This window comes from Ramlibacter sp. MAHUQ-53 (assembly GCF_052600055.1).
The window spans coordinates 78,473-101,670 of record NZ_JBQWTS010000004.1; the positions used below are offsets into that span (position 1 = coordinate 78,473).

Here is a 23,198-nt window from a genome sequence, read left to right on the forward strand (position 1 = left end):
CGGTGCCGGGCGTCAGGACGACAGCGGCGTCCGCCGCGCCTCAATCCAGCGAGATGTTCTTACGCTTGACCAGCTGCTCGTAGGTCTTGAACTTCAGGTCCGCGTTGCGGCGGATCTCGGCGGGCGACCAGTTCAGGATCTCGAAGGCGAAGGTGTCGAAGCGGGCCTTGATCTCCGGGTCGGCCAGCACCTTGAGCACGTCGGCGTTGATCTTGGCCGCCACCGCCGGCGGCAGGCCCTTGGGCGCGACCAGCGAGACGAACGAGTTCACCTCGAAGCCGGCCGGGCCGCCCGCCTCGGCCACGGTCGGCACGTCGGGCATCTGCGGGATGCGCCTGGGCGCCGCCACCGCGATGTAGCGGATCTTGCCGGCCTTGAACACGCCCGCGCTCGACGGGATGCTGCCGAAGGCCCACTGCACGTCGCCCGCGCCCACCGAGGTGTACAGCTGCGAGACCTCGCGGAAGGCCACGTGCGCCATCTCGGCCTGGGTGCGCAGCTCCAGCTCCTCGCCGCCCAGGTGGCCCGGGCTGCCGATGCCCCAGGAGCCGTAGCTGGTCTTGCCCGGCGCGGCCTTCGCGGCGGCGACCAGGTCCTTCATGTCCTTGACCTTGGAGTCGGTGGCCACCGCCACCAGGAAGGGCGTGCGGAACAGCGACACCACCGGGTCGAAGTGGTCCAGCGTGACGAAGTTCTTCGACTTGTACAGGAGCGGCAGCGCGGCGAGGTGCTCGCTGTCCAGTTGCAGCAGCGTGTAGCCGTCGGCCGGCACGCGGCGCACCGACTCGATGGCGATGAAGCCGCCGCCGCCCGGACGGTTGGCGATGGTGATCGGCTGGCCCCACAGCTTGGACAGCTTGTCGGACACCTGGCGCAGCACGGCGTCGGGGCCGCTGCCGGCGGCGAAGGGCGTGACCAGGGTCACGGGGCGGCTGGGAAAGCTCGCGTCGGCCTGCGCCTGGGCGGCGGTGCCGGCGCCCAGCAGGGCGAGGCCGGCGGCCGCCAGGGTGGCGCGGCGGGTCAGGCGGGAAAGGTTCATCGTTGTCTCCGGGTTGGCGCTGTGAAGGTCGATCTCGCGGGCGCGGCTCAGGCCGCTGGGCCGATGGTAAGCGCCACCTCGCCCACGCCGGCCACATGGCCGGTGATGCGGTCGCCGGGCACCACCGCGCCCACGCCCTCGGGCGTGCCGGTGTAGACCAGGTCGCCAGGCTGCAGGTGGTAGAAGAGGGACAGGTCCGCGATGATTTCGCGGATGTTCCAGATCAGCCTGTCGACGTCGGAGTGCTGCCGGGTCTCGCCGTTGACGGCCAGCGCGATCTCGCCCTTGTCGATCACCACGCCCTCCAGGGGCACGATCTCCGAGCACACCGAGGACTGCTCCACGTCCTTGCCCAGGTCCCAGGGGCGGCCCTTGTCGCGCGCCGCCAGCTGCAGGTCGCGGCGGGTCATGTCCAGGCCGGCGGCGTAGCCGTAGATGACCCGGTGCGCGTCCTCGGCCTTCACGCGAAAGCCCGCCTGGCCGATGGCCACCACCAGCTCCATCTCGAAGTGGAAGTTCTTCGTTTCCGGCGGGTAGGCCACGGTGGCGCCCGAGGGCGTGAGCGTCTGCGGCGCCTTGGTGAAGTAGAAGGGGCGCTCCACGGTCTTGTCGACCGGCTTGCCCATCTCGACGGCGTGCGCATGGTAGTTGCGCCCCACGAAGAACAGGCGGTTGATCGGGAAGCGCTCGGCCCGGCCGCGAATGGGCAGGGAGGGCGTGGCGGGCGGGGTGAACAGGTACTGGGTCACGAACGGCCTCGAAGGGGCAGGAGTCGATGAACGAAGGCCCGGGGCGCGGCTGGCAGCGCCCCGGGCCGCTGTGGAAGGCGTCAGCCGCGGTCCTCGTACACGCCGAGCTTGCGGTGCAGCGGGGATTCGTCGGCCATGAACAGGAAGGCCGGCTGGTCCGCCGAGAGGTTGCGCAGGGTCACCGCGGTGTACCCCGGGGCGCAGCAGGTGTCGGCCTCCGCCAGGGTGAAGGGCGCGCTGCCTTCCACGGTGACCTCGGCGCGGCCCTCGATCTGGTGGAACACCTGGGCCGGCGAGCGCGCGTTGAGGCGCAGCGCCTGGCCAGGGCGCAGCATCAGCGCATAGAAGCCCAGGATGTTCTCGGCATCCTCGCCGGTCTCCGGGTTGATGTAGGTGACCTGCACGCAGGCCTGGTCCGGCCGGTCCCGCGCCAGCGACTCCAGCGCGGCGCGGGCATCCGCCCAGGGATAGCGCAGCATCGGGTAGCGGTGGTTCTCCCGCTGGAACACGGTCGTGGGCGCCACGCCGCCGCGCGCATAGGCGCGCTCGCCGTGCGAGGCCTTGGTGGCCTGGCGCTTGCCGTCGCCGTTGATGTGGTAGCTGGCCTCCATGTAGTACACCAGCGGCAGGTCCAGCACGTCGAGCCAGACCACGGGCTGGTCGCCGTCATGGCCGTGCTCGTGCCACAGGCCGGTGGGGGTGAGGATCAGGTCGCCGCGCACCATGGGGCACTTCTCGCCTTCCACCGTGGTCCAGGCGCCCTCGCCCTCCACCACCATGCGCACCGCGTTGGGCGTGTGGCGGTGGCTGGGCGCCCACTCGCCGGGCAGCAGCAGCTGCAGGCCCAGGTACATCGCGGCCGAGGCCTGCATCTTCTCCAGGCCATGGCCCGGATTGGCCAGCACCAGCACGCGCCGCTCGGCCTTCTCGATCGGGGTCAGCTCGCCCGACTTCAGCAGCAGCGGCTTGATCGCCGCATACGGCCAGTGGGTGGGCCGGGTCTGGCGCGTCGGCACCTTCGGCGGCAGCACGCCGCGCAGGCTGGGCCACAGCGGCACCAGGTTCAGCTTGCGCAGGTCTTCGACGTACTCCTGGGGCAGGTCTTCCAGGCGTCCGAGTTCTTGCATGACGGGTCCTTCGTTCCGGGTTGTCTCTGGTCTCTGGGCTCAGTGAGGCGTGGCCAGGCAGTTGTCGACCTTCCAGCCGTACAGCCATTCCATCGCATCGTAGAAGCGCTCGGCCGAACGCCCCTTCCACAGGTCGTTGCGAACCAGGCGCTCCACGCCCTTGGCATGGTAGAGGCGGCCCATCTCGCGGCTGGACAGCACGATGCGCGCGGTGCGGGCCACCCGGGAACGCTGGTACAGGTCCAGCGCCCGGGTCCAGTCGTTGTCGTGCACGCGCAGGGCCTCGCCCAGCGTCACGCCATCTTCCATGGCCATGCAGGCCCCCTGGGCCATGTACTGCGTGGTGGGGTGGGCCGCATCGCCCAGCAGGGTCACGCGGCCGTAAGTCCACTGGCCGATCGGCTCGCGGTCCGCCGTGGCCCAGCGCTTCCAGCTCCGGGGGAGCTCGATCAGCTGGCGGGCCTTCGGGCAGATGCCCTGGAAGTAGCTCTGCACCTCCTCCTTGCTGCCCTCGGTGACGCCCCACACCTCCTCCTTGCTGCCCTCGGTGACGCCCCACACCTCCTCCTGGCGGCTGTGGAAGGTCACGACCACGTTGTACTGCTCGCCGCCGCGCAGGGGGTAGTGCACCAGGTGGCAGTTGGGGCCGACCCAGAGGCTGGCGGCGTTCCACTGCAGGTCCTCCGGGAAGTCCTTCTGCTCGACGACGGCGCGGTAGACCACGTGGCCGGTGACACGGGCCGGGTCGCCCACGTACTGCTCGCGCACCACCGACTTCACGCCGTCGGCGCCGATCAGGGCCTGGCCGCGGTGGCTCTTGCCGTTGGCGCAGTGCACGGTGACGCCGGCCTCGTCTTGCTCCACGCGCTCGACACGGGCGCTGGTGACGAACTCGACCCGGCCGGTCTCCACCGCGCCCTCGAGCAGCGAGGTGTGCACGTCGACGCGGTGGATCACCGCGTAGGGGTTGCCGAAGCGCTGGCGGAAGGCCTCGCCGGTGGGAACCCTGGCGACCTGGTACTCGTCGATCGCGTCGTGCATGACCATGTAGTCGGTGTACACGGCGCGGCCACGGGCCTTCTCGCCCACGCCCAGGGCATCGAAGGCGGCAAAGGCGTTGGGGCCGAGCTGGATGCCGGCGCCGATCTCGCCGATGCGCGCGGCCTGCTCCAGCACCAAGACCTGGAAGCCCCGACGCACCAGCGCCAGCGCGGCGGCCAGGCCGCCGATACCGCCGCCGGCGACGACGACCGGGAGGGACGTGGTTTGTGCGTTCATGCGCATCCGTGTCTATCGGGCGGGGTCACCAATTAATCAGCATACTGACGAAAAGTATAGGAATAATGAGTATTCGGTCTTCCAGGGTTAACCCCACACCCGGCTCAGAATGTCCAGCGACCCGACCCCAGGCAGCGCGGCCCCTCCCCGGCTGGAGGAGCTTCCCGGCCACTACATCCGCCGCATGCAGCAGATCGCGGTGGCGATCTTCCTGCAGGAGACGGAGTCCTTCGGCCTGACGCCGGTGCAGTACGCGGCGCTGGGCACGGTGCGCCGCACCCCCGGCCTGGACCAGCGCACGCTGGCGGCCAGCATCGGCCTGGACACCTCCACCACTGGCGGCGTGATCGACCGGCTGGAGGCCCGCGGCCTGGTGCGGCGCAACCCCTCCGAGCACGACCGGCGCGTGCGCCTGCTCACCCCCACCCCGGAGGGCCTGGCCCTGCTGGACGAGGTGGACCCGGCCATGCTGCGCGCCCAGGAGCGCATCCTCGCGCCCCTGCCGCCCGCGCAGCGCCAGGAGTTCATGCGGATGCTGCAGGTGCTGGTCAATGCGAACAACGAACTGAGCCGGGCGCCCAGCGGGGTGTGAGCGGCCCGGGAAGGCAGGCGGCCGGAGCGCCCCTGGCTTCGGCCTCCGCGTAGCCAGACTTCGCAAACAACGAAGCCTCAGCCGAGAACAGCCCCGATAATCGCCTCAGCCTTCGTCTGACGCGATTTCATGCACACCCCCGACCGCAGCTTCATGCGCCGCATCGACCTCACGTCGCTGCAGCTGTTCGTCGCGGCCAGCGAGTGCGGGAGCATCGGCCGCGCGGCGGAGCATGAATACATCGCGGCTTCGGCCGCCAGCAAGCGCATCGCCGACCTCGAGCAGGCGCTGGGCACCCCCCTGTTCTACCGGCGCGCCCGCGGCGTGGAGCTCACGCCCGCGGGCCAGTCCATGCTGCACCACGCCCGCTCGGTGCAGTTCAGCCTGGAGCGCATGCAGGCGGAACTCAGCGAGTACGCCGAGGGGGTTCGCGGCCATGTGCGGGTGCATGCCAACATCTCGGCCATCGTGCAGTTCCTGCCCGAGGACCTGGCCGGCTTCGCACGGCGCCACCCCGAGGTCAAGATCGACCTGAACGAATCCCTCAGCGCCGACGTGCTGGCGGCCGTGCGCGAGGGCGACTGCGACCTGGGCGTGTGCCACCTCGCCGGCGACCGCGCCGACTTCGCCGACCTCGCCGCCCGACCCTACCGCCAGGACCGCCTGGTGCTGGTGGTGCCCGCCGGCCACCCGCTGGCCCCCCTGCCGCAGGTGGCCTTCGTGGACACGCTCGACTGCGACCACATCGGCCTCCACAGCAACAGCTCCATCTACCTCGCCATGAGCCGTGCCGCCCACCAGGCGGGACGCGCCGTGCGGCTTCGCATGCAGGTGACAGGCCTGGATGCGATGTGCCGCATGATCGACAACGGCCTGGGCATCGGCCTGATGCCGGACCGCGCCTTCGCGCTGCTGAACCCCGTCGGCGCGCTGGCGGCCGTGCCCCTGACCGATACGTGGGCGGTGCGCGAGCTGCAGCTGGTGGCGCGCGACTTCGCCACCCTGCCCGTCACCGCGCGCCTGCTCGCCGACCACCTCGTCGGTGAGGCGATGCCCCCCCGATAAAATTCTTTTCCCCTCTCACAGGACCTGCCCCATGGGACGCACCCTCTACGACAAGATCTGGGACGAACACGTCGTCCACACCGAGGAAGACGGCACCGCCGTGCTGTACATCGACCGCCACCTGGTGCACGAAGTCACCAGCCCCCAGGCCTTCGAGGGCCTGCGCGAGGCGGGCCGCAAGGTCTGGCGCCTGAGCTCCGTGGTCGCCACCGCCGACCACAACACGCCCACCACCGGCTGGGAGCTGGGCTATGACGGCATCACCGACCCGATCTCCAAGGAGCAGGTCACGACGCTGGACAAGAACATCGCCGAGTTCGGCTCCGCCGCCTACTTCCCCTTCCTGCACAAGCGCCAGGGCATCGTGCACGTGATCGGCCCCGAGAACGGCGCCACCCTGCCGGGCATGACGGTGGTCTGCGGCGACTCGCACACCTCCACCCATGGCGCCTTCGGCGCGCTGGCCCACGGCATCGGCACCTCCGAGGTGGAGCACGTGCTGGCCACCCAGACCCTGCTGGCCAAGAAGGCCAAGAACATGCTGGTGAAGGTCGAGGGCCAGCTGGCCCGCGGCGTCACCGCCAAGGACGTGGTGCTGGCCATCATCGGCAAGATCGGCACCGCCGGCGGCACCGGCTACACCATCGAGTTCGCCGGCTCCGCCATCCGCGGCCTGACCATGGAAGGCCGCATGACCGTGTGCAACATGGCCATCGAAGCCGGCGCCCGCGCCGGCCTGGTGGCCGTGGACGACAAGACCATCGAGTACGTCAAGGGCCGCCCGCTGTCGCCCACCGGCGTGGAGTGGGACCAGGCCGTCGCCTACTGGCGCGGCCTGCACTCCGACGCGGATGCCAAGTTCGACGCCGTGGTCGAACTCGACGCCGCGCAGATCGTGCCGCAGGTCACCTGGGGCACCTCGCCCGAGATGGTGCTGGGCATCGACGGCCGCGTGCCCGACCCCGACAAGGAAAAGGACGCCACCAAGCGCGGCGCCATCGAGCGCGCGCTGACCTACATGGGCCTGGAGCCGGGCAAGCCGATCGACGACGTCTTCATCGACAAGGTCTTCATCGGCTCGTGCACCAACAGCCGCATCGAGGACATGCGCGAGGCTGCCGCCGTCGTCAAGAAGCTGGGCCAGAAGGTCGCCAAGAACGTCAAGGTGGCGATGGTGGTTCCCGGCTCCGGCCAGGTGAAGGAGCAGGCCGAGCGCGAAGGCCTGCACGAGATCTTCAAGGCCGCCGGCTTCGAGTGGCGCGAGCCGGGCTGCTCGATGTGCCTGGCCATGAACGCCGACCGCCTCGAGGCGGGCGAGCGCTGCGCCTCCACCAGCAACCGCAACTTCGAAGGCCGCCAGGGCGCGGGCGGCCGCACCCACCTGGTGTCGCCGGCCATGGCCGCCGCCGCCGCGGTGCACGGCCACTTCGTCGACATCCGCAAGTTCGCCTGAAAGGACCGACCATGAAACTGATCGCCACTGTGCTGGCCGCCGCCTTCGTGCTGGCCGGCTGCAACACCGTCAGGGGCCTCGGCGAGGACATCCAGAAGGCCGGCAACGCCATCGAGAACGCAGCGAAGAAGTAATCACCATGGACAAATTCACCGTGCACAAGGGCCTCGTGGCCCCGATGGACCGCGAGAACGTCGACACCGACGCCATCATCCCCAAGCAGTTCCTCAAGTCGATCCGCAAGACCGGCTTCGGCCCGAACCTGTTCGACGAGTGGCGCTACCTGGACCGCGGCGAGCCCGGCCAGGACCCGGCCAGCCGCAAGCCCAATCCGGACTTCGTGCTGAACCAGGCCCGCTACCAGGGCGCCTCCATCCTGCTGGCGCGCAAGAACTTCGGCTGCGGCTCCTCGCGCGAGCACGCCCCGTGGGCGCTGCAGCAGTTCGGCATCCGCGCCCTGATCGCGCCGAGCTACGCCGACATCTTCTTCAACAACTGCTTCAAGAACGGCCTGCTGCCCATCGTGCTGCCCGAGGCCGCCGTGGCCAAGCTGTTCGACGAGGTCGCGGCCTTCCCCGGCTACGAGCTCACCATCGACCTGGAGCGCCAGGTGGTGGTCAAGGGCCAGGGCGAGGAGCTGCCCTTCGACGTCCAGCCTTTCCGCAAGTACTGCCTGCTCAATGGCTTCGACGACATCGGCCTGACCCTGCGCCACAAGGACAAGATCCAGGCCTACGAAGCGCAGCGCCTGGCCACCAAGCCGTGGCTCGCCCACACCATGAACGGATAAACACAGATGAAGATTGCAGTCCTGCCGGGTGACGGCATCGGCACCGAGATCGTCGCCGAGGCGGTCAAGGTCCTGAAGGTCCTGGGCCTTCCCTTCGAGATGGAGCAGGCCCTGGTCGGCGGCGTCGCCTACGACGCCCATGGCCACCCGCTGCCCGAGTCCACCCTGAAGCTGGCCAAGGAAGCCGACGCCATCCTGTTCGGCGCCGTCGGCGACTGGAAGTACGACAAGCTGGAGCGCCAGTTCCGCCCGGAGCAGGCCATCCTCGGCCTGCGCAAGAACCTGGGCCTGTTCGCCAACTTCCGCCCCGCCATCTGCTACGAGCAGCTCACGCACGCCTCCAGCCTGAAGCCGGAACTGGTGTCCGGCCTGGACATCCTGATCATCCGCGAGCTGACCGGCGACATCTACTTCGGCCAGCCCCGGGGCCGGCGCGTGGCCACCGACGGCCACTTCCCCGGCGCCGAGGAAGCCTTCGACACCATGCGCTACTCGCGCCCGGAGATCGAGCGCATCGCCCATGTGGCCTTCCAGGCCGCGCGCAAGCGCAACAAGCATGTGACGAGCGTGGACAAGGCCAACGTGCTCGAGACCTTCCAGCTGTGGAAGGACGTGGTCACCGAGGTGGGCAAGGAGTACCCCGACGTGACGCTGGACCACATGTACGTGGACAACGCCGCGATGCAGCTGGTCAAGCAGCCCAAGTTCTTCGACGTGGTGGTCACCGGCAACATGTTCGGCGACATCCTCTCGGACGAAGCCTCCATGCTGACCGGCTCCATCGGCATGCTGCCCTCGGCCAGCCTGAACGCCGGCAACCAGGGCCTGTACGAGCCGAGCCACGGCTCCGCGCCGGACATCGCCGGCAAGGGCGTGGCCAACCCGCTGGCCACCATCCTGAGCGCCGCGATGATGCTGCGCTTCAGCCTGAACCAGGCCGAAGCCGCCGACCGCATCGAGGCGGCCGTCAAGAAGGTGCTGTCGCAGGGCCTGCGCACGCCCGACATCTACAGCGAAGGCACGACCAAGGTCGGCACGGTGCAGATGGGGGATGCGGTGGTGAAGGCGCTGGGCTGATACCCACGCCCCACGCCGGCAGCAACGCGCCTTCGGGCGCGTTGCCGTTTGCGGCCCGGGCCGCCTGCCCGGCCTCGCCTGTCAGGCCCGGATAAGCCCATCCGCTACAATCGGGCCCATGTTTGCCGTCCGCCCGTTCACCCTGAACACCGCTGCTGCCGCCATGGTGGCTGCCGGCGCACGTGCAATTTCCATCAAAACCACGACCATTACGGGCTGAACGGCTCCGGTTCGTCGTGCGCCCTTCCCGGCCAGACGAGCCGGGCAAGACAGTCAGGCGTGGACCTGTTTCTGACTTTTGAAAGGGCGATGAAATGAGCAAGTTGGTAGGCCTGGTCGGCTGGCGCGGCATGGTGGGCTCGGTCCTGATGGACCGCATGCAGGCCGAGCGCGATTTCGACCTGATCGAGCCGGTGTTCTTCTCCACCTCCAACGCCGGCGGCCCCGCCCCGGCCATGGCCAAGAACGAGAAGACGCTCAAGGATGCGAACGACATCCAGGCCCTGAAGAAGTGCGACATCATCATCACCTGCCAGGGCGGCGACTACACCAAGGAGGTGTACCCCCAGCTGCGCGCCGCCGGCTGGAACGGCCACTGGATCGACGCCGCCTCCGCCCTGCGCATGGCCGATGACGCCGTCATCATCCTGGACCCCGTCAACCGCAACGTCATCGACGCCTCCCTGGCCAAGGGCGGCAAGAACTGGATCGGCGGCAACTGCACCGTGAGCCTGATGCTGATGGGCCTGGGCGGCCTGTTCCAGCACGGCCTGGTCGAGTGGGTCAGCGCCATGACCTACCAGGCCGCCTCCGGCGCCGGCGCGCAGAACATGCGCGAGCTGCTGTCCCAGATGGGCGCGCTGCACGACGCGGTGAAGGACGACCTCGCCAACCCCTCGTCCGCCATCCTGGACATCGACCGCAAGGTGGCCGCCACCATGCGTGACGCCGCCTTCCCGACCAAGAACTTCCGCAACACCGCCCTGGCCGGCAGCCTGATCCCCTGGATCGACGTGCCCGTCGAGCACGGCCAGAGCAAGGAAGAGTGGAAGGGCGGCGCCGAGTGCAACAAGATCCTGGGCAACGCGCCGTTCCGCAGCGCCGGCTCGATCCCGATCGACGGCCTGTGCGTGCGCATCGGCGCCATGCGCTGCCACTCGCAGGGCCTGACCATCAAGCTGAAGAAGGATGTCCCGCTCGACGAGATCGAGGGCATCATCGCCGGCGCCAACGACTGGGTGAAGGTCGTGCCGAACCAGCGCGAGATCACCGAGCGTGAACTCACCCCGGCCGCCGTCACCGGCACCCTCACGGTCCCGGTCGGCCGCCTGCACAAGCTGGCCATGGGCAACGACTACCTGGGCGCCTTCACCGTGGGCGACCAGCTGCTGTGGGGCGCCGCCGAGCCGCTGCGCCGCATGCTGCGCATCCTGCTGGAAGCCTGATCGGCAGACACAACTGACAACGGCCTGTAACCCCGAGTTGCAGGCCGTTGTCACATGGCAACGGGCCACCGCGAGGGATCCGCCGCGGGCCATATATGCCTTCGGTCATTTCCCGACTCGTCTTGTCACTTCCAGTCATTTACTGCTATGGTCCCCGCAGTCCATTCAGTCTCAAGGCGAATCCCCGCATGATGAGAAAAAAGCTGCCTGCGTCCCGAGCAGTGCGGTCGCCTGAGCCGTCCTGGCGAGCCTCCGCCGTCGCGCTCGCCACCGCCCTGACCTTCGGGTTCGCGGCTGTCGATGCCCACGCCCTGGCGCTGGGCCGGGTCACGGTCCAGTCCACCCTCGGCGAGCCCCTGCGCGCCGAGATCGAGATCCCGCAGATCACCGCCGAGGAGGCCGCCAGCCTGCGCGCAGCCGCCGGCTCGGCCGAAGCCTTCCGCGCCGCCGGCGTCGAGCGCAGCGCCGCCCTGGCCGACCTGCAAGTCACACTCCAGCAACGCCCCAACGGCAGCTATGTGCTGCGCCTGTCCACCACCCGCGCCGTTTCCGAGCCCTTCGTCGACCTCGTCCTCGAAGCCACCTGGTCCGCCGGCCGCCTGGTGCGTGACTACACCCTGCTGTTCGACCCGCCGGCCACCCGCCAGGCCGCGCCCCAGGCCCCCGCGCCGCTGGCCCCGCAGGTCGGCACCGCCACCGCGCCCGGTTCGGTGCCTGCACCCGCCGCACCCGCCAGCCCGGCGCAGGCTGCCGCCCCGGCCCCCGGCTCGCGTGTGCCCGCCGCCGCCTCCGCCGCTGCGCCGGCGGAAGGCGGCCGTGTCACCGTGCGCGCCGGCGACACCGCCGCGCGCATCGCCGCCAGCCGCAAGCCGCCCACCGTCTCTCTCGACCAGATGCTGCTGGCGATGCTGCGCGCCAACCCGCAGGCCTTCTCCGGCGGCAACGTCAACCGCCTCAAGGCGGGCGCCGTGCTGGACCTGCCCAGCGAGTCGCAGGCCGCGGCCATCCCCTCGGGCGAGGCCCGCCAGGCCATCGTCGCCCAGAGCCGGGACTTCAACGAGTTCCGCCGCCGCCTCGCCGAGAGCACCACCACGGCCCCGCCGGCCCAGGCCCCCAGCCGCGAGGCCTCCGGCAAGGTCGAGGCCCAGGTGCAGGAAAAGCGCGCCACCGAGCCCACGCCCGATCGGCTCACGCTCTCCAAGGGCTCGGTCGAAGGCCGTGTCGACCCCAAGGCCGCCGAGGAGCGTATCGCCCGCGAGCGCGCCGCCCAGGACGCCGCCACCCGCATCGCAGAACTGAACAAGAACATCGCCGAGCTGAACCGCCTGGGCGCCGCGTCGACCGGCCCCGGTACGGGCGCGTCGGCTCCTGGCGTCGGCGTGCCGGCGGCTGCCCTGCCCGCCTCGGCCCCCGCCGCGGACGCCGCCGCCAGCGCCGCGCCCGCCCCCCCCGCCCCGGAAGCCACGGCCCTGCCGGCGCCGGTGGCCTCGGCCCCGGCCAGCGCCCCGGCGTCTGCCGCAAGGCCGGCCTCGAAGCCCGAGACGGCCGACAGCCCCAGCTTCCTCGACAGCCTGCTCGAGAACCCGATCATTCCCGCCGCCGCGGCCGGCCTCATCGCCGCCCTGGCGGCCCTCGTCGTCGCGCTGCGGCGCCGCAACGCCACCGGCGTCGACGACAGCGCCTTCATCGAAAGCCGCCTGCAGGCCGACTCCTTCTTCGGCGGCAGCGGCGGCCAGCGCATCGACACCGCGGAAGGCCCGGGCGGCCCCGGCAGCTCGATGGTCTACTCCCCCAGCCAGCTCGACGCGGCCGGCGACGTCGACCCGGTCGCCGAGGCGGACGTCTACCTCGCCTACGGCCGCGACCTGCAGGCCGAGGAGATCCTCAAGGAAGCCCTGCGCGCCAACCCGCAGCGCCTGGCCATCCACGTCAAGCTGCTCGAGATCTACGCCAAACGCCAGGACGCCCACGCCTTCGAGGACCTGGCCCGCGATGCCCGCGCCCTCACCCAGGGCCGCGGCCCCGAGTGGAACCACATCGCCAACCTCGGCCAGGACCTGGACCCGTCCAACCTGCTGTACCAGCCCGCCGACTGGCTCTCCACCAGCGCCAGCGACACGCAGGCCGAGGGCCCGGACACCTTCGCCGGCGACAGCACCGGCCCGTCCACCGAGCCGCAGGCCCGCCCTGGCGACGAAGCCGCCATCGACACCGCGGCCGGCCGCCCGCTGGACCTGAACCTCGACGAGATCGACCTCGACCTGCCCGCCCTGCAGCCGGTGCAGGCCACGGCTACGACCGCTCCCGCCGCGCCCCGCCTGCCCGAACCGCTGCCGGCCGACGACGACGAGCTCGCGCCCCTGCCCCCGGTGGCCGAGGCCCCCGCCCCGGCCGCGCCGCCGCTGCCGCAGGCGCTGATGGACCTGGACCTGAACATTCCCTCGTTCACGCCCGCCGCACCGGCCCAGGCGCCGGTTGCGCCGGCAGCCGCTGCCACGGCGGCGCCCTCCGAGGCGGCTGCGGCGCGCCCGGCCCCGCCCTCCGGCGGCATGATCGACTTCGACCTCTCCGGCATCTCGCTGGACCTGGACCCGCCGCCCCGGCACACCGGCCCGGTCGCCTCGACCCCGACGGCGCCGCCGGAGGACGAAGCCGGCGACCCGCTCGCCACCAAGCTCGCCCTGGCCGAGGAGTGCGCCACCATCGGCGACACCTACGGCGCCCGCGCCCTCGCTTCCGAGGTGCTGGCCGAGGCCTCGGGTGAATTGCGCCAGCGGGCCCAGCGCCTGCTGGACGAGCTCGGTTGACCGCCGCCACGCCCGCCCACCTGGACTCCGCGGGCCGTCCCCTCCAACGCTGGGCGCTGGGCGTGAGCTACAGCGGCCAGGGCTATGCCGGCTGGCAGAGCCAGCCTTCGGGCAATACCGTGCAGGACAAGCTCGAAGCGGCGCTCGCGCAGTTCGCGGCGCAGCCCGTGTCCACCGTCTGCGCCGGCCGCACCGACGCCGGCGTCCACGGCCTCATGCAGGTGGTGCACTTCGACACGCCGCTCACGCGCGAGCCCTTCTCCTGGGTGCGCGGGACCAACCGCTTCCTGCCGCCGGACATCGCGGTGCAGTGGGCCCAGCCGGTGCCGCATGAATTCCACTCGCGCGCCAGCGCCACGGGGCGGCGCTATGCCTATGTGCTGCTCGAGTCGGCGGTGCGGCCCAGTGTGGATGCCGGCCGCGCCGGCTGGATCTTCCGGCCGCTGGACCAGCAGGCCATGCTGCAGGCCGCGGCCCACCTCCTGGGCGAGCACGACTTCACCAGCTTCCGGGCCTCGGAGTGCCAGGCCCGCACGCCGGTCAAGGACATGCGCCGCATCGACATCACCCGCCGCGGCGCCTACTGGCGCTTCGAGTTCGAGGCCGACGCCTTCCTGCACCACATGATCCGCAACATCATGGGCTGCCTGGTCGTCGTGGGCCAGGGCCTGCAGCCGCCCGACTGGATGCGGCAGGTGCGCGAGGCCCGCAGCCGCGACGCCGCGGCGCCGACCTTCTCGCCCGACGGGCTGTACTTCCTGGGACCGGTCTACGACGAGCGCTGGGGATTGCCCAGCCGCACCGCCGCCTATGATTGGCTCCCATGACCCGCACCCGCCTCAAGATCTGCGGCCTGACGCGCGAGCAGGACGTTGATGCCGCCGTCGCCGCCGGCGCCGACGCCGTCGGCTTCGTCCTGTACGAGAAAAGCGCCCGCTACGTCACGCCCCAGCGCGCCGCCGAACTGGCGCGGCGCCTGCCGCCCTTCGTGACCCCGGTGCTGCTGTTCGTGAACGCCCCGCTGGACAGCGTGCGCGCCGCCTGCGAACGCGTGCCCGACGCCCTGCTCCAATTCCACGGCGACGAGTCGCCTGCCGCCTGCGAGGCAGCCGGCCGCCCCTTCATGCGCGCGGCCCGCATCCCCCTGGATCCGGCCGTGCCTTTCGATTTGCTAGCATTCGCCTCTGAGTTCTCCGGCGCCCAGGCCATCCTGCTCGACGCCCATGTCGAGGGCTTCGGCGGCGCCGGCAAGGCATTCGATTGGTCACGCATTCCAACAAACGTCAACGCTCACCTCGTCTTGTCTGGTGGGTTGACACCTGCAAATGTGGGCGATGGCATCGCCCAGGTGCGGCCACGCGCGCTTTCGCTGGCCGTTGACGTGAGCTCCGGCGTCGAGGCCTCCAAGGGCCTCAAGGACGCCGACAAGATTTTCCAGTTCGTCGCCGCCGTGCGCGCCGCCGACGAACGCCTTGCAGGACCCGCATCATGATCGCCTATGACCAACCCGATGCCGCCGGCCACTTCGGCATCTTCGGCGGCAGCTTCGTCAGCGAGACGCTGACCCATGCCATCGCCGAACTGCGCGAGGCCTACGCCCGTTACCAGAACGACCCCGAGTTCCTCGCCGAATTCCAGTACGAGCTGAAGCACTTCGTCGGCCGCCCCTCCCCCATCTACCACGCGGCCCGCATGAGCCGTGAAATGGGCGGCGCCCAGATCTACCTCAAGCGCGAGGACCTGAACCACACCGGCGCCCACAAGATCAACAACGTGATCGGCCAGGCCATGCTCGCCAAGCGCATGGGCAAGCCCCGCGTGATCGCCGAGACCGGCGCCGGCCAGCACGGCGTGGCCACGGCCACCATCTGCGCCCGCTACGGCCTGGAGTGCGTGGTCTACATGGGCGCCGAAGACGTCAAGCGCCAGAGCCCCAACGTCTACCGCATGAAGCTGCTGGGCGCCACCGTGGTGCCGGTGGAACTGGGCTCGCGCACCCTGAAGGACGCCCTCAACGAGGCCATGCGTGACTGGGTCACCAACGTCGAGAACACCTTCTACATCATCGGCACCGTGGCCGGCCCGCACCCCTACCCGATGATGGTGCGCGACTTCCAGAGCGTGATCGGCAAGGAGGCCATCGAGCAGATGCCCGAGATGGCCGGCCGCCAGCCCGACGCCGTCATCGCCTGCGTGGGCGGCGGCAGCAACGCCATGGGCATCTTCCACCCCTACATCCCCTTCGAGGGCACGCGCCTGATCGGCGTGGAAGCCGCCGGCGAGGGCCTGGACACGCCGCGCCACTCGGCCTCGCTGCAGAAGGGCCACCCCGGCGTGCTGCATGGCAACCGCACCTACGTGCTGCAGGACGACAACGGCCAGATCACCGAGACCCACAGCGTCTCCGCCGGCCTGGACTACCCCGGCGTCGGTCCCGAGCATGCCTTCCTCAAGGACATCGGCCGCGCCGAGTACGTCGGCATCACCGACGCCGAGGCGCTGGACGCCTTCCACTACCTGTGCCGCACCGAGGGCATCATCCCCGCCCTCGAGTCCAGCCATGCCGTAGCCTACGCGATGAAGCTGGCCAAGACCCTGAAGCCCGACCAGCACATCCTGGTGAACCTGTCCGGGCGCGGCGACAAGGACATCGGCACCGTGGCCGACCTGTCCAACGCCGATTTCTATTGCCGCCCCTCCTGCCGGGGCCAGAGCGTCAAGGGCGAAGTGCGTCCCGTGGAGTTCAAGTCGTGAGCCGCATCGCCAAGACCTTCGAGAAGCTGAAAAGCGAAGGCCGCAAAGCCCTCATTCCCTACGTCACCAGCGGCTTCCCCTACGCCGACATCACGCCCGCCCTCATGCAGGGCATGGCCGATGCCGGCTGCGACGTGATCGAACTGGGCGTGCCCTTCTCCGACCCCATGGCCGACGGCCCCGTGATCCAGAAGGCCGGCGAGCGCGCCCTGGCCCAGGGCGTGGGCATGGCCCAGGTGCTGGCGGCGGTGAAGGCCTTCCGCCAGGGCAACGACAGCACGCCGGTGGTCCTCATGGGCTATGCCAACCCGGTCGAGGCCTATGACATCAAGCACGGCAAGGGCGGCTTCATCCGCGACTGCGCCGCCGCCGGCGTCGACGGCCTGCTGATCGTGGATTACCCGCCCGAGGAGTGCGAGCAGTTCGCCGCCGACCTGCGCGCCCACGGCATGGACCTGATCTTCCTGCTGGCCCCCACCAGCACCGACGCCCGCATGCAGCAGGTGGCCCGCGTGGCCAGCGGCTACGTCTACTACGTCTCGCTCAAGGGCGTGACCGGCGCCGGCCACCTGGACACGGGCGCTGTCGAACAGATGCTGCCCCGCATCCGCCAGCATGTGCACATCCCGGTCGGCGTGGGCTTCGGCATCCGCGATGCCGCGACGGCCCAGGCCATCGGCAAGGTGGCCGACGCCGTGGTGATCGGCACCAAGCTGATCCAGGTGATCGAGAACGAACCGCGCGAGCGCGTGGTGCCGGCGGCGGCCGACTTCCTGCGCGGCATCCGCCAGGCGCTCGACGCATAAAATCCCGGGTTAACCCCGCACCAAGGAACACCCCATGTCCTGGCTCGAGAAACTCCTGCCCCCCAAGATCCAGCCCACCGACCCGACCGAGCGCCGCAGCGTGCCCGAAGGCCTGTGGATCAAGTGCCCGAGCTGCGAGACGGTCTTGTACAAGACCGACCTGGAGCAGAACCAGAACGTCTGCCCCACCTGCACCCACCACCACCGCATCGGCGCGCGCGCGCGCCTCGACGCCTTCCTCGACGCCGAGGGCCGCTACGAGATCGGCCAGGAAGTGGTGCCGGTCGACGCCCTGAAATTCAAGGACAGCCGCAAGTACCCCGAGCGCCTCAAGGAGGCCATGGACAACACCGGCGAGACCGACGCCCTGGTGGTCATGGGCGGCGCGGTCCACAGCATCCCGCTGGTGGCCGCGTGCTTCGAGTTCGACTTCATGGGCGGCAGCATGGGCTCGGTCGTGGGCGAGCGCTTCGTGCGCGGCGTCGAGTCGGCCATCGAGCAGAAGGTGCCGTTCCTGTGCTTCACCGCCACCGGCGGCGCGCGCATGCAGGAAGGCCTGCTCTCGCTGATGCAGATGGCCAAGACCAACGCGGCCCTCACCCGCCTGGCCAAGAAGGGCCTGCCGTACATCAGCGTGCTGACCGACCCCACCATGGGCGGCGTCAGCGCCGGCTTCGCCTTCGTGGGCGACATCGTGATCGCCGAGCCCAAGGCCCTGATCGGCTTTGCCGGCCCGCGCGTGATCGAGTCCACCGTGCGCGTGAAGCTGCCCGAGGGCTTCCAGCGCGCCGAGTTCCTGCAGGAAAAGGGCGCGGTCGATTTCATCTGCGACCGCCGCGAGCTGCGCAAGACCGTCGCCAGCGCGCTGGCCATGCTGCAGCGGCAGCCGGCGGACGCGGTGAGCTGAGCCCCCGGCACGGCGCACACCGCACATGAAAACGGCCTCCCGCGCGGAGGCCGTTTTTCATGGCGCCGGAGGGCGCGGACGCGTGCCGCCCGCCCCTCAGAGCACCGACGCCTGCAGGGCGGCCAGCATGATCCCCGCGACCTGCAGCAGCAGCAGCAGCACCAGCGGCGACAGGTCGATCCCGCCCACCAGGGGAATCACGCGGCGGAACGGGCGCAGCAGCGGCGCGCACAGGCGCTCGATGATGTCTGCCACCAGCGAGTCGGAACGCACCCACGACAGCAGCACCGCCACGATCACCAGGCCGGTGAGCGAGGAGATCACCAGCCGCGCCAGCCCGAACAGCGCCAGCAGCGGCAGCACCGCGGCGGACTCGCGGGCGCCGAGCAGGCCCCACAGCAGCGCCATGTGCAGCAACTCGATCAGCCAGGCCCCCACGAGGCTGGCGGTGTCGATGCGGCCCAGCGCAGGCAGCACGCGCCGCAGCGGCAGCACCAGCCAGTCGGTCAGCGCGAAGACGAAGCGGCCCACCGGGTTGCCGAAGGGGATGCGCTGGTGCTGCATGTACAGCCGCAGCAGGCAGGCGCCTCCGAGGAGGCCGGCAGCCACATCGAGCAACAGGGAGATGATCTGGAACAGCATGTCACGAGGGAGGATTGAGGCTCGTGGGATGATAGCGGCCCGCCCTGCCCGACGACCGCGTGACTTCGCCCCCGACCCTGCACGACCTGCCGCTGTTCCCCCTGGGGACGGTGCTGTTTCCCGGCGGCCTGCTGCCGCTTCGCATCTTCGAGGTCCGCTACCTGGACATGATCCGCCGCTGCCAGGCGGCGGGCACGCCGTTCGGCGTGGTCTGCCTCACGCAGGGCCACGAGGTGCGGCAGGCCGGCGCGCCGCAGGAGCGCTTCGCCGAAGTGGGCACGCTGGCCCGCCTGCTCGAAGTGGAGGCGCCGCAGCCCGGGCTGCTGATGATCCGCGCCGAGGGCCTGCAGCGTTTCCGCCTGCGGCGCAGCGGGCAGTTGAAGCACGGACTGTGGGTCGGCGACGCCGAGCTGCTGCCCGACGACCTGCCCGTGCCGGTGCCCGACGACCTGAAGGACACCGGCCTCGCCCTGGCGCAGGTGCTCGAACGCCTGCGCGCGCAGGCGGCCCGCGCCGGCGCCCTGTCCCCGGTGGCCGAGCCCTGGCACCTGGAGGACTGCGGGTGGGTGGCGAACCGCTGGTGCGAGCTGCTGCCGCTGGCGCCGGCGCTCAAGCAGCAGCTGCTGGAGCTGGACACGCCGCTGCTGCGGCTGGAGCTGGTCGGGGATGTGCTCTCACGCCACGGGCAGGCGGGCGACTGAACGCGCCGGCCACGCCGGGCTGAGAGGCTGAGCGCGCCTACCGCGCCTGGTACTCCGGCACATACCCCCGCAGCCAGGCGCGGATGTGCGCCTCGGTCGGCGCCGGGCCGGCCTCCTCGACCCAGCGCTCCACCTGCGCCAGGTCCAGCGTCTGCAGGCCCGAGGCGCGGGCCACCCGCAGCTTGGGATGCGGCGTGGGCACGGTGGTCTCGTCGTCGGCGAGCAGCTCCTCGTACAGCTTCTCGCCCGGGCGCAGGCCGCTGTAGGTGATGGGGATCTCGTCCTCGGTGTGGCCGGACAGGCGAATCAGCATGCGCGCGAGTTCGGCGATCTTCACCGGCTCGCCCATGTCCAGCACGAAGATCTGACCCGACTGCCCCATCAGCCCCGCCTGCAGCACCAGCTGCGCCGCCTCGGGGATGGTCATGAAGTAGCGCACGATGTCCGGGTGCGTCACCGTGACCGGGCCACCCTTGGCGATCTGCGCGGTGAACAGGGGCACCACCGAGCCGCTGGAGCCCAGCACGTTGCCGAAGCGCACCGAGACGTACTGCGTGCCGGTGTACTGCGCGGCGACGCCCTGCACCACGAGCTCCGCGAGGCGCTTGCTCGCGCCCATGATGTTGGTCGGGTTGACCGCCTTGTCGGTGGAGATCATGACGAAGCGGCGCACGCCGCACTCGCCCGCCACGCGCGCCGCGTTGAGCGTGCCCAGCACGTTGGTGCGCAGGGCCTCGACTTCATTGAGCTGCTCCATCAGCGGCACGTGCTTGTAGGCGGCGGCATGGAACATCACCGTGGGCTCGTTCGCCTGCACGATGGCGCGCAGGCGCGCGGCCTCGCGCACGTTGGCGGTGTAGTAGGCGCCCCGCATCTGCGGGTGCGCACCGCGCAGCTCCTGCTCCAGGGCGTAGATGGCGTACTCGGAGACGTCCACGCACACCAGCTTGGCCGCGCCCAGGCGGGCGATCTGGCGGCACAGCTCGGAGCCGATGGAGCCGCCCGCGCCGGTGACCAGCACGGTCTGGCCGGAGATCATCTCGGACAGGCCCTGCACGTCCAGCTGCACGGGGTCGCGCCCGAGCAGGTCCTCCAGCTCGATCTTGCGCGGCGCATTGCCGTCGGCGGCGAGCCACTGGTCCGGGCGCGGCAGCGTGAGCAGGGTCAGGCGGGCCATGTTGACCCCGAGCAGCGCGTCGCGCCGCGCCGGCGAGCCGGGCGGGCTGGCCACCAGGGCGGTGCTGGCGCCCTCGTCGGCGCAGATCTCGGCGAGCTCCCCCAGGGTGCCGAGCACGCGCAGGTCCTGCAGCGTGCGGCCGACCTCGGCGGGGTCCGGCGAGGCGATGCCCACCGGCTCCCACTGCTGCGAGCCGCGCAGCGCGCGCAGGGCCTCGGCGGCGTCGTCCAGCGAGCCCACGATCAGCAGCCGGCGCCCGCCGGTGCTGTGGTACCGGCGCTCCTGGCGCGAGCGCCAGACGGCGCGCGCGCCGGCCATGAGCAGCAGGGCCACCAGGGGCTGCAGCAGCAGCACCGAGCGCGGGAAATTCGGCAGGCGCAGCATCAGCACCGCGGCCGCCGTCACCACGCCGCCCACCACCACGGCCTGGGCCAGCTGCTGCAGCTCGCGCAGGCCGGCGAAGCGCCACACCTGCCGGTGCACGTGGAAGAACACCAGGGCGCCGGCGTACAGGGCCAGCGGCAGGGGCGCGGCCGCCACCGCCAGCGACTCGAACTCGGCGGGAACCTCGAAGTTGAAGCGCAGCCAGAAGGCGGCCAGCCAGGCCACCCCCACCAGCAGCAGGTCGGTCGCCAGGACGGCGAGCGTGTGCTTACGAAACAGCATGGGTCTCCAGGGCGGCCGCGTCCTGCGCCAGCAGGCGGCGCAGGTGGCCGATGACGCGCTCGATCTGCGCGTCGGTCATGTTGGAGCCGGAAGGCAGGCACAGGCCGCTGTCGAACAGGCGGGCCGAGACATCGTCGCCTTCGGCATGGGGGAAGTACGGCGCGCCCGCGAACAGGGGCTGCAGGTGCATCGGCTTCCACACCGGGCGGGCCTCGATCGCGTGGCGCTCCAGCGCCCGCAGCAGGCGGTCGCGGCGGGCCTGGGCGCCGGCGCCGGCCAGGGCGAAGCAGGTGAGCCAGCGGGTGGCGCGGTGCCCCTGCGGCTCGGGCATCCACTGCACCTCGGGGTGGTCGGCCAGCGCCGCGCGGTAGGTGTCGAAGACGTGGCGGCGCTGGTCCACGCGCTGGTCCAGCACCTGGAGCTGGCCCCGGCCGATGCCGGCGAGCACGTTGCTCATTCGGTAGTTGAAGCCCATCTCCACATGCTCGTAGTGGGCGGCGGGCTCGCGCGCCTGCGTGGCGAGCTTGCGGGCATGGGCCATCAGGCCGGCGTCGGCCGACACCAGCATGCCGCCGCCCGAGGTGGTGATGATCTTGTTGCCGTTGAACGAGAAGACGCCGATGCGCCCGAAGGTGCCGCTGGGGCGGCCCTGGTAGGTCGCGCCCAGGGACTCGGCGGCGTCTTCCAGCACGGGCACGCCGTAGCGGTCGCAGATCGGCATCAGGGCGTCCATGTCCGCGCTCTGGCCGTACAGGTTCACGATGACCACCGCCTTGGGCAGCCGGCCCTCGGCCTTCGCCCATTCGAAGGCGCGCTCCAGCGCCGCGGGCGACATGTTCCAGGTCTGCGGCTCGGAGTCGATGAAGACCGGCTTCGCGCCGCAGTACAGGATCGGGTTGGCGCTGGCGACGAAGGTCAGCGAGGAGCAGAACACGGTGTCGCCGGGCTTCACGCCGAGCAGCACCAGGCCCAGGTGGAGGGCGGCGGTGCCCGAGCTCACGGCCGCGGCATGGCCGCCGCCGAGGTAGGCGGCGATCTCGCGCTCGAAGCCGTCCACGTGCGGGCCCAGCGGCGCGATCCAGTTGGTGCGGAAGGCCTCCTCGACGAAGGCGGTCTCCTCCTCGCCCAGGTGCGGCGAGGAGAGCCACACGCGCTGCGAGAGCTCGCGGCGCATCACCAGGTCCACCGGGCGGCCGGCGGCGTCGACCACGGGGACATGGTCGATCTGGTGCTTGTCCAGGAGCGCGAGGGCGGCGGCGGTGCCGGCCTCGGCGTCGAGGGTGATGGGGGTGCCGGCGGGCAGCTGGGACAGCGGCGCGGTCTCGGCCACATGGGCCAGGGCGGCGCGGCGCAGGTCGCCGTCGGTGACGGTGCGCAGCAGCGTGCCGTCGTCGCGCAGCACGAGCAGCACGCCGCAGGCGGTGGCATCGAGGCGGGCCAGCGCGTCGCGCACGCTCAGGGTGGGCGGCACGCACAGCGCCGCGAACTGGTCGGCGGTCATGGAATCCTCCGGGCGGGAACGCCGACCCAGGTGCCGGCCTCCGTGATGTCTTGGGTGACGACCGCGCCGGCGCCGACGGTGGCGCCATCGCACACCGCCACGCCGGGCAGCAGGCGGGCGCCAGCGCCCACCAGCACGCCCTCGCCCACCGTCACCGCGCCGGCGAGGCTGGCGCCGGGGGCGATGTGGGTGAAGGCGCCGACGCGCACGTCGTGGTCGACGACGGCGCCGTGGTTGACGATGACGCCGGCCGCCAGGCGCGCCAGCGGCGCGACCACCGCCTGCGCGGCGACGAAGCAGCCGGGGCCGATCTCGGCATGGGGCGAGACGCTGGCCTGCGGGTGGACGACGCTGGCGAGGCGGGCCAGGCCCGCGGCCTCGCCCTCGCGGCGTCGGGCGGCGTTGTCGCCGATGGCCACGTGCACCGGGCCGCCGGGACCGGCGGACGCCAGGGCCGGCTCGCGCGCCACCAGCGGCACGCCGGGCAGCAGCTCGCCGCCGGCGCGGGCCGGGTCGCGGTCGCTGGCGGCGACGCCGGGCCAGGCGGCCTGGCGCAGCGCCGCATCGGCGACCACGCGGGCGTGGCCGCCGGCGCCCAGGATCAGCAGGCTCGGCACGGCGT

At 71.0% G+C, this 23,198-nt stretch carries 22 protein-coding genes; 14 read left to right on the top strand and 8 right to left on the bottom strand.

Annotated features, from left to right (window positions below; translation table 11 throughout):
* Positions 1-40 precede the first annotated feature (40 nt).
* From ACT80S_RS07830 to ACT80S_RS07845, 4 genes are all read right to left on the bottom strand, one after another.
* Positions 41-1,039 carry a Bug family tripartite tricarboxylate transporter substrate binding protein gene (locus ACT80S_RS07830; protein WP_377414732.1) on the bottom strand — a complete coding sequence of 333 codons (999 nt, stop codon included), beginning with the start codon at positions 1,037-1,039 and terminating at the stop codon, positions 41-43.
* 47 nt (positions 1,040-1,086) lie between these two features.
* Entirely contained in the window at positions 1,087-1,788 is a 702-nt protein-coding gene (locus ACT80S_RS07835) for a fumarylacetoacetate hydrolase family protein (RefSeq protein WP_377414735.1), read from the bottom strand.
* 80 nt (positions 1,789-1,868) lie between these two features.
* Entirely contained in the window at positions 1,869-2,915 is a 1,047-nt protein-coding gene (locus ACT80S_RS07840; RefSeq protein WP_377414738.1) for a cupin domain-containing protein, read from the bottom strand.
* A 39-nt stretch (positions 2,916-2,954) separates the two neighbouring features.
* Complete coding sequence (locus tag ACT80S_RS07845) at positions 2,955-4,193, bottom strand: 3-hydroxybenzoate 6-monooxygenase (RefSeq protein ID WP_377414741.1); 1,239 nt, start codon at positions 4,191-4,193, stop codon at positions 2,955-2,957.
* Positions 4,194-4,302: 109 nt separating this feature from the next.
* Between ACT80S_RS07845 and ACT80S_RS07850 the strand changes: the two genes are divergently transcribed.
* From ACT80S_RS07850 to accD, 13 genes are all read left to right on the top strand, one after another.
* On the top strand, positions 4,303-4,785 hold the full coding sequence (locus ACT80S_RS07850; protein WP_377414744.1) for a MarR family winged helix-turn-helix transcriptional regulator: 483 nt from the start codon (positions 4,303-4,305) through the stop codon (positions 4,783-4,785).
* Between the two features lie 129 nt (positions 4,786-4,914).
* Entirely contained in the window at positions 4,915-5,850 is a 936-nt protein-coding gene (locus tag ACT80S_RS07855) for a LysR substrate-binding domain-containing protein (RefSeq protein ID WP_377414747.1), read from the top strand.
* 31 nt (positions 5,851-5,881) lie between these two features.
* On the top strand, positions 5,882-7,303 hold the full coding sequence (gene leuC / locus ACT80S_RS07860) for a 3-isopropylmalate dehydratase large subunit (RefSeq protein WP_377414750.1): 1,422 nt from the start codon (positions 5,882-5,884) through the stop codon (positions 7,301-7,303).
* An 11-nt stretch (positions 7,304-7,314) separates the two neighbouring features.
* Entirely contained in the window at positions 7,315-7,437 is a 123-nt protein-coding gene (locus tag ACT80S_RS07865) for an entericidin A/B family lipoprotein (RefSeq protein ID WP_377414753.1), read from the top strand.
* Positions 7,438-7,442: 5 nt separating this feature from the next.
* Entirely contained in the window at positions 7,443-8,093 is a 651-nt protein-coding gene (leuD, locus tag ACT80S_RS07870; RefSeq protein WP_377414756.1) for a 3-isopropylmalate dehydratase small subunit, read from the top strand.
* A 6-nt stretch (positions 8,094-8,099) separates the two neighbouring features.
* The gene (gene leuB, locus ACT80S_RS07875; protein ID WP_377414759.1) at positions 8,100-9,170 is read left to right on the top strand and encodes a 3-isopropylmalate dehydrogenase; all 1,071 of its coding nucleotides are present in this window, start codon (positions 8,100-8,102) and stop codon (positions 9,168-9,170) included.
* A gap of 314 nt (positions 9,171-9,484) precedes the next feature.
* On the top strand, positions 9,485-10,615 hold the full coding sequence (asd, locus tag ACT80S_RS07880) for an aspartate-semialdehyde dehydrogenase (RefSeq protein WP_377414762.1): 1,131 nt from the start codon (positions 9,485-9,487) through the stop codon (positions 10,613-10,615).
* Between the two features lie 221 nt (positions 10,616-10,836).
* Positions 10,837-13,422: a FimV/HubP family polar landmark protein gene (locus ACT80S_RS07885; protein ID WP_377414765.1), complete on the top strand. Its 2,586-nt coding sequence runs from the start codon at positions 10,837-10,839 to the stop codon at positions 13,420-13,422.
* Entirely contained in the window at positions 13,419-14,249 is an 831-nt protein-coding gene (gene truA, locus ACT80S_RS07890; RefSeq protein WP_377414768.1) for a tRNA pseudouridine(38-40) synthase TruA, read from the top strand. The genes ACT80S_RS07885 and truA overlap by 4 nt, the downstream gene beginning before the upstream one ends.
* Positions 14,246-14,914 carry a phosphoribosylanthranilate isomerase gene (locus ACT80S_RS07895; protein ID WP_377414771.1) on the top strand — a complete coding sequence of 223 codons (669 nt, stop codon included), beginning with the start codon at positions 14,246-14,248 and terminating at the stop codon, positions 14,912-14,914. The genes truA and ACT80S_RS07895 overlap by 4 nt, the downstream gene beginning before the upstream one ends.
* Complete coding sequence (gene trpB / locus ACT80S_RS07900) at positions 14,911-16,176, top strand: tryptophan synthase subunit beta (protein ID WP_377414774.1); 1,266 nt, start codon at positions 14,911-14,913, stop codon at positions 16,174-16,176. Before ACT80S_RS07895 ends, trpB begins: the two co-directional genes overlap by 4 nt.
* Positions 16,173-16,982, top strand: a complete 810-nt coding sequence (trpA, locus tag ACT80S_RS07905; protein WP_377414777.1) for a tryptophan synthase subunit alpha — start codon at positions 16,173-16,175, stop codon at positions 16,980-16,982. The genes trpB and trpA overlap by 4 nt, the downstream gene beginning before the upstream one ends.
* A gap of 34 nt (positions 16,983-17,016) precedes the next feature.
* Positions 17,017-17,889 carry an acetyl-CoA carboxylase, carboxyltransferase subunit beta gene (accD, locus tag ACT80S_RS07910; protein ID WP_377414780.1) on the top strand — a complete coding sequence of 291 codons (873 nt, stop codon included), beginning with the start codon at positions 17,017-17,019 and terminating at the stop codon, positions 17,887-17,889.
* A 96-nt stretch (positions 17,890-17,985) separates the two neighbouring features.
* Here the strand turns inward: accD and ACT80S_RS07915 are convergent, their stop codons facing one another.
* Positions 17,986-18,531, bottom strand: a complete 546-nt coding sequence (locus tag ACT80S_RS07915) for a YggT family protein (protein ID WP_377414783.1) — start codon at positions 18,529-18,531, stop codon at positions 17,986-17,988.
* A gap of 59 nt (positions 18,532-18,590) precedes the next feature.
* Here ACT80S_RS07915 and ACT80S_RS07920 point away from each other — a divergent pair, with 59 nt between their 5' ends.
* A complete protein-coding gene (locus ACT80S_RS07920; RefSeq protein ID WP_377414786.1) occupies positions 18,591-19,232 on the top strand; it encodes an LON peptidase substrate-binding domain-containing protein in 642 nt (213 codons plus the stop codon).
* A 37-nt stretch (positions 19,233-19,269) separates the two neighbouring features.
* On the opposite strand, the gene ACT80S_RS07925 is transcribed toward ACT80S_RS07920, so the two are convergent.
* The 3 genes from ACT80S_RS07925 to ACT80S_RS07935 are packed head-to-tail and all read right to left on the bottom strand — an operon-like array spanning position 19,270 to position 23,193.
* Entirely contained in the window at positions 19,270-21,075 is a 1,806-nt protein-coding gene (locus ACT80S_RS07925; protein WP_377414789.1) for a polysaccharide biosynthesis protein, read from the bottom strand.
* Complete coding sequence (locus tag ACT80S_RS07930) at positions 21,062-22,576, bottom strand: aminotransferase class I/II-fold pyridoxal phosphate-dependent enzyme (protein ID WP_377414792.1); 1,515 nt, start codon at positions 22,574-22,576, stop codon at positions 21,062-21,064. Before ACT80S_RS07930 ends, ACT80S_RS07925 begins: the two co-directional genes overlap by 14 nt.
* Positions 22,573-23,193 (bottom strand): acetyltransferase, encoded by a 621-nt coding sequence (locus ACT80S_RS07935; RefSeq protein WP_377414794.1) that lies wholly within the window; start codon positions 23,191-23,193, stop codon positions 22,573-22,575. The genes ACT80S_RS07930 and ACT80S_RS07935 overlap by 4 nt, the downstream gene beginning before the upstream one ends.
* Between the last annotated feature and the right edge of the window lie 5 nt (positions 23,194-23,198).

Excerpts from the sequence above, each read along its gene's own strand:
- ACT80S_RS07830 (WP_377414732.1), bottom strand. The coding sequence starts at position 1,039 with ATGAACCTTTCCCGCCTGACCCGCCGCGCCACCCTGGCGGCCGCCGGC.
- leuC (WP_377414750.1), top strand. The coding sequence starts at position 5,882 with ATGGGACGCACCCTCTACGACAAGATCTGGGACGAACACGTCGTCCAC.
- asd (WP_377414762.1), top strand. The coding sequence starts at position 9,485 with ATGAGCAAGTTGGTAGGCCTGGTCGGCTGGCGCGGCATGGTGGGCTCG.
- trpB (WP_377414774.1), top strand. The coding sequence starts at position 14,911 with ATGATCGCCTATGACCAACCCGATGCCGCCGGCCACTTCGGCATCTTC.
- ACT80S_RS07840 (WP_377414738.1), bottom strand. The coding sequence starts at position 2,915 with ATGCAAGAACTCGGACGCCTGGAAGACCTGCCCCAGGAGTACGTCGAA.
- accD (WP_377414780.1), top strand. The coding sequence starts at position 17,017 with ATGTCCTGGCTCGAGAAACTCCTGCCCCCCAAGATCCAGCCCACCGAC.
- ACT80S_RS07915 (WP_377414783.1), bottom strand. The coding sequence starts at position 18,531 with ATGCTGTTCCAGATCATCTCCCTGTTGCTCGATGTGGCTGCCGGCCTC.
- ACT80S_RS07845 (WP_377414741.1), bottom strand. The coding sequence starts at position 4,193 with ATGAACGCACAAACCACGTCCCTCCCGGTCGTCGTCGCCGGCGGCGGT.
- ACT80S_RS07850 (WP_377414744.1), top strand. The coding sequence starts at position 4,303 with ATGTCCAGCGACCCGACCCCAGGCAGCGCGGCCCCTCCCCGGCTGGAG.
- ACT80S_RS07895 (WP_377414771.1), top strand. The coding sequence starts at position 14,246 with ATGACCCGCACCCGCCTCAAGATCTGCGGCCTGACGCGCGAGCAGGAC.
- leuD (WP_377414756.1), top strand. The coding sequence starts at position 7,443 with ATGGACAAATTCACCGTGCACAAGGGCCTCGTGGCCCCGATGGACCGC.
- ACT80S_RS07930 (WP_377414792.1), bottom strand. The coding sequence starts at position 22,576 with ATGACCGCCGACCAGTTCGCGGCGCTGTGCGTGCCGCCCACCCTGAGC.
- ACT80S_RS07855 (WP_377414747.1), top strand. The coding sequence starts at position 4,915 with ATGCACACCCCCGACCGCAGCTTCATGCGCCGCATCGACCTCACGTCG.
- ACT80S_RS07925 (WP_377414789.1), bottom strand. The coding sequence starts at position 21,075 with ATGCTGTTTCGTAAGCACACGCTCGCCGTCCTGGCGACCGACCTGCTG.
- ACT80S_RS07865 (WP_377414753.1), top strand. The coding sequence starts at position 7,315 with ATGAAACTGATCGCCACTGTGCTGGCCGCCGCCTTCGTGCTGGCCGGC.
- leuB (WP_377414759.1), top strand. The coding sequence starts at position 8,100 with ATGAAGATTGCAGTCCTGCCGGGTGACGGCATCGGCACCGAGATCGTC.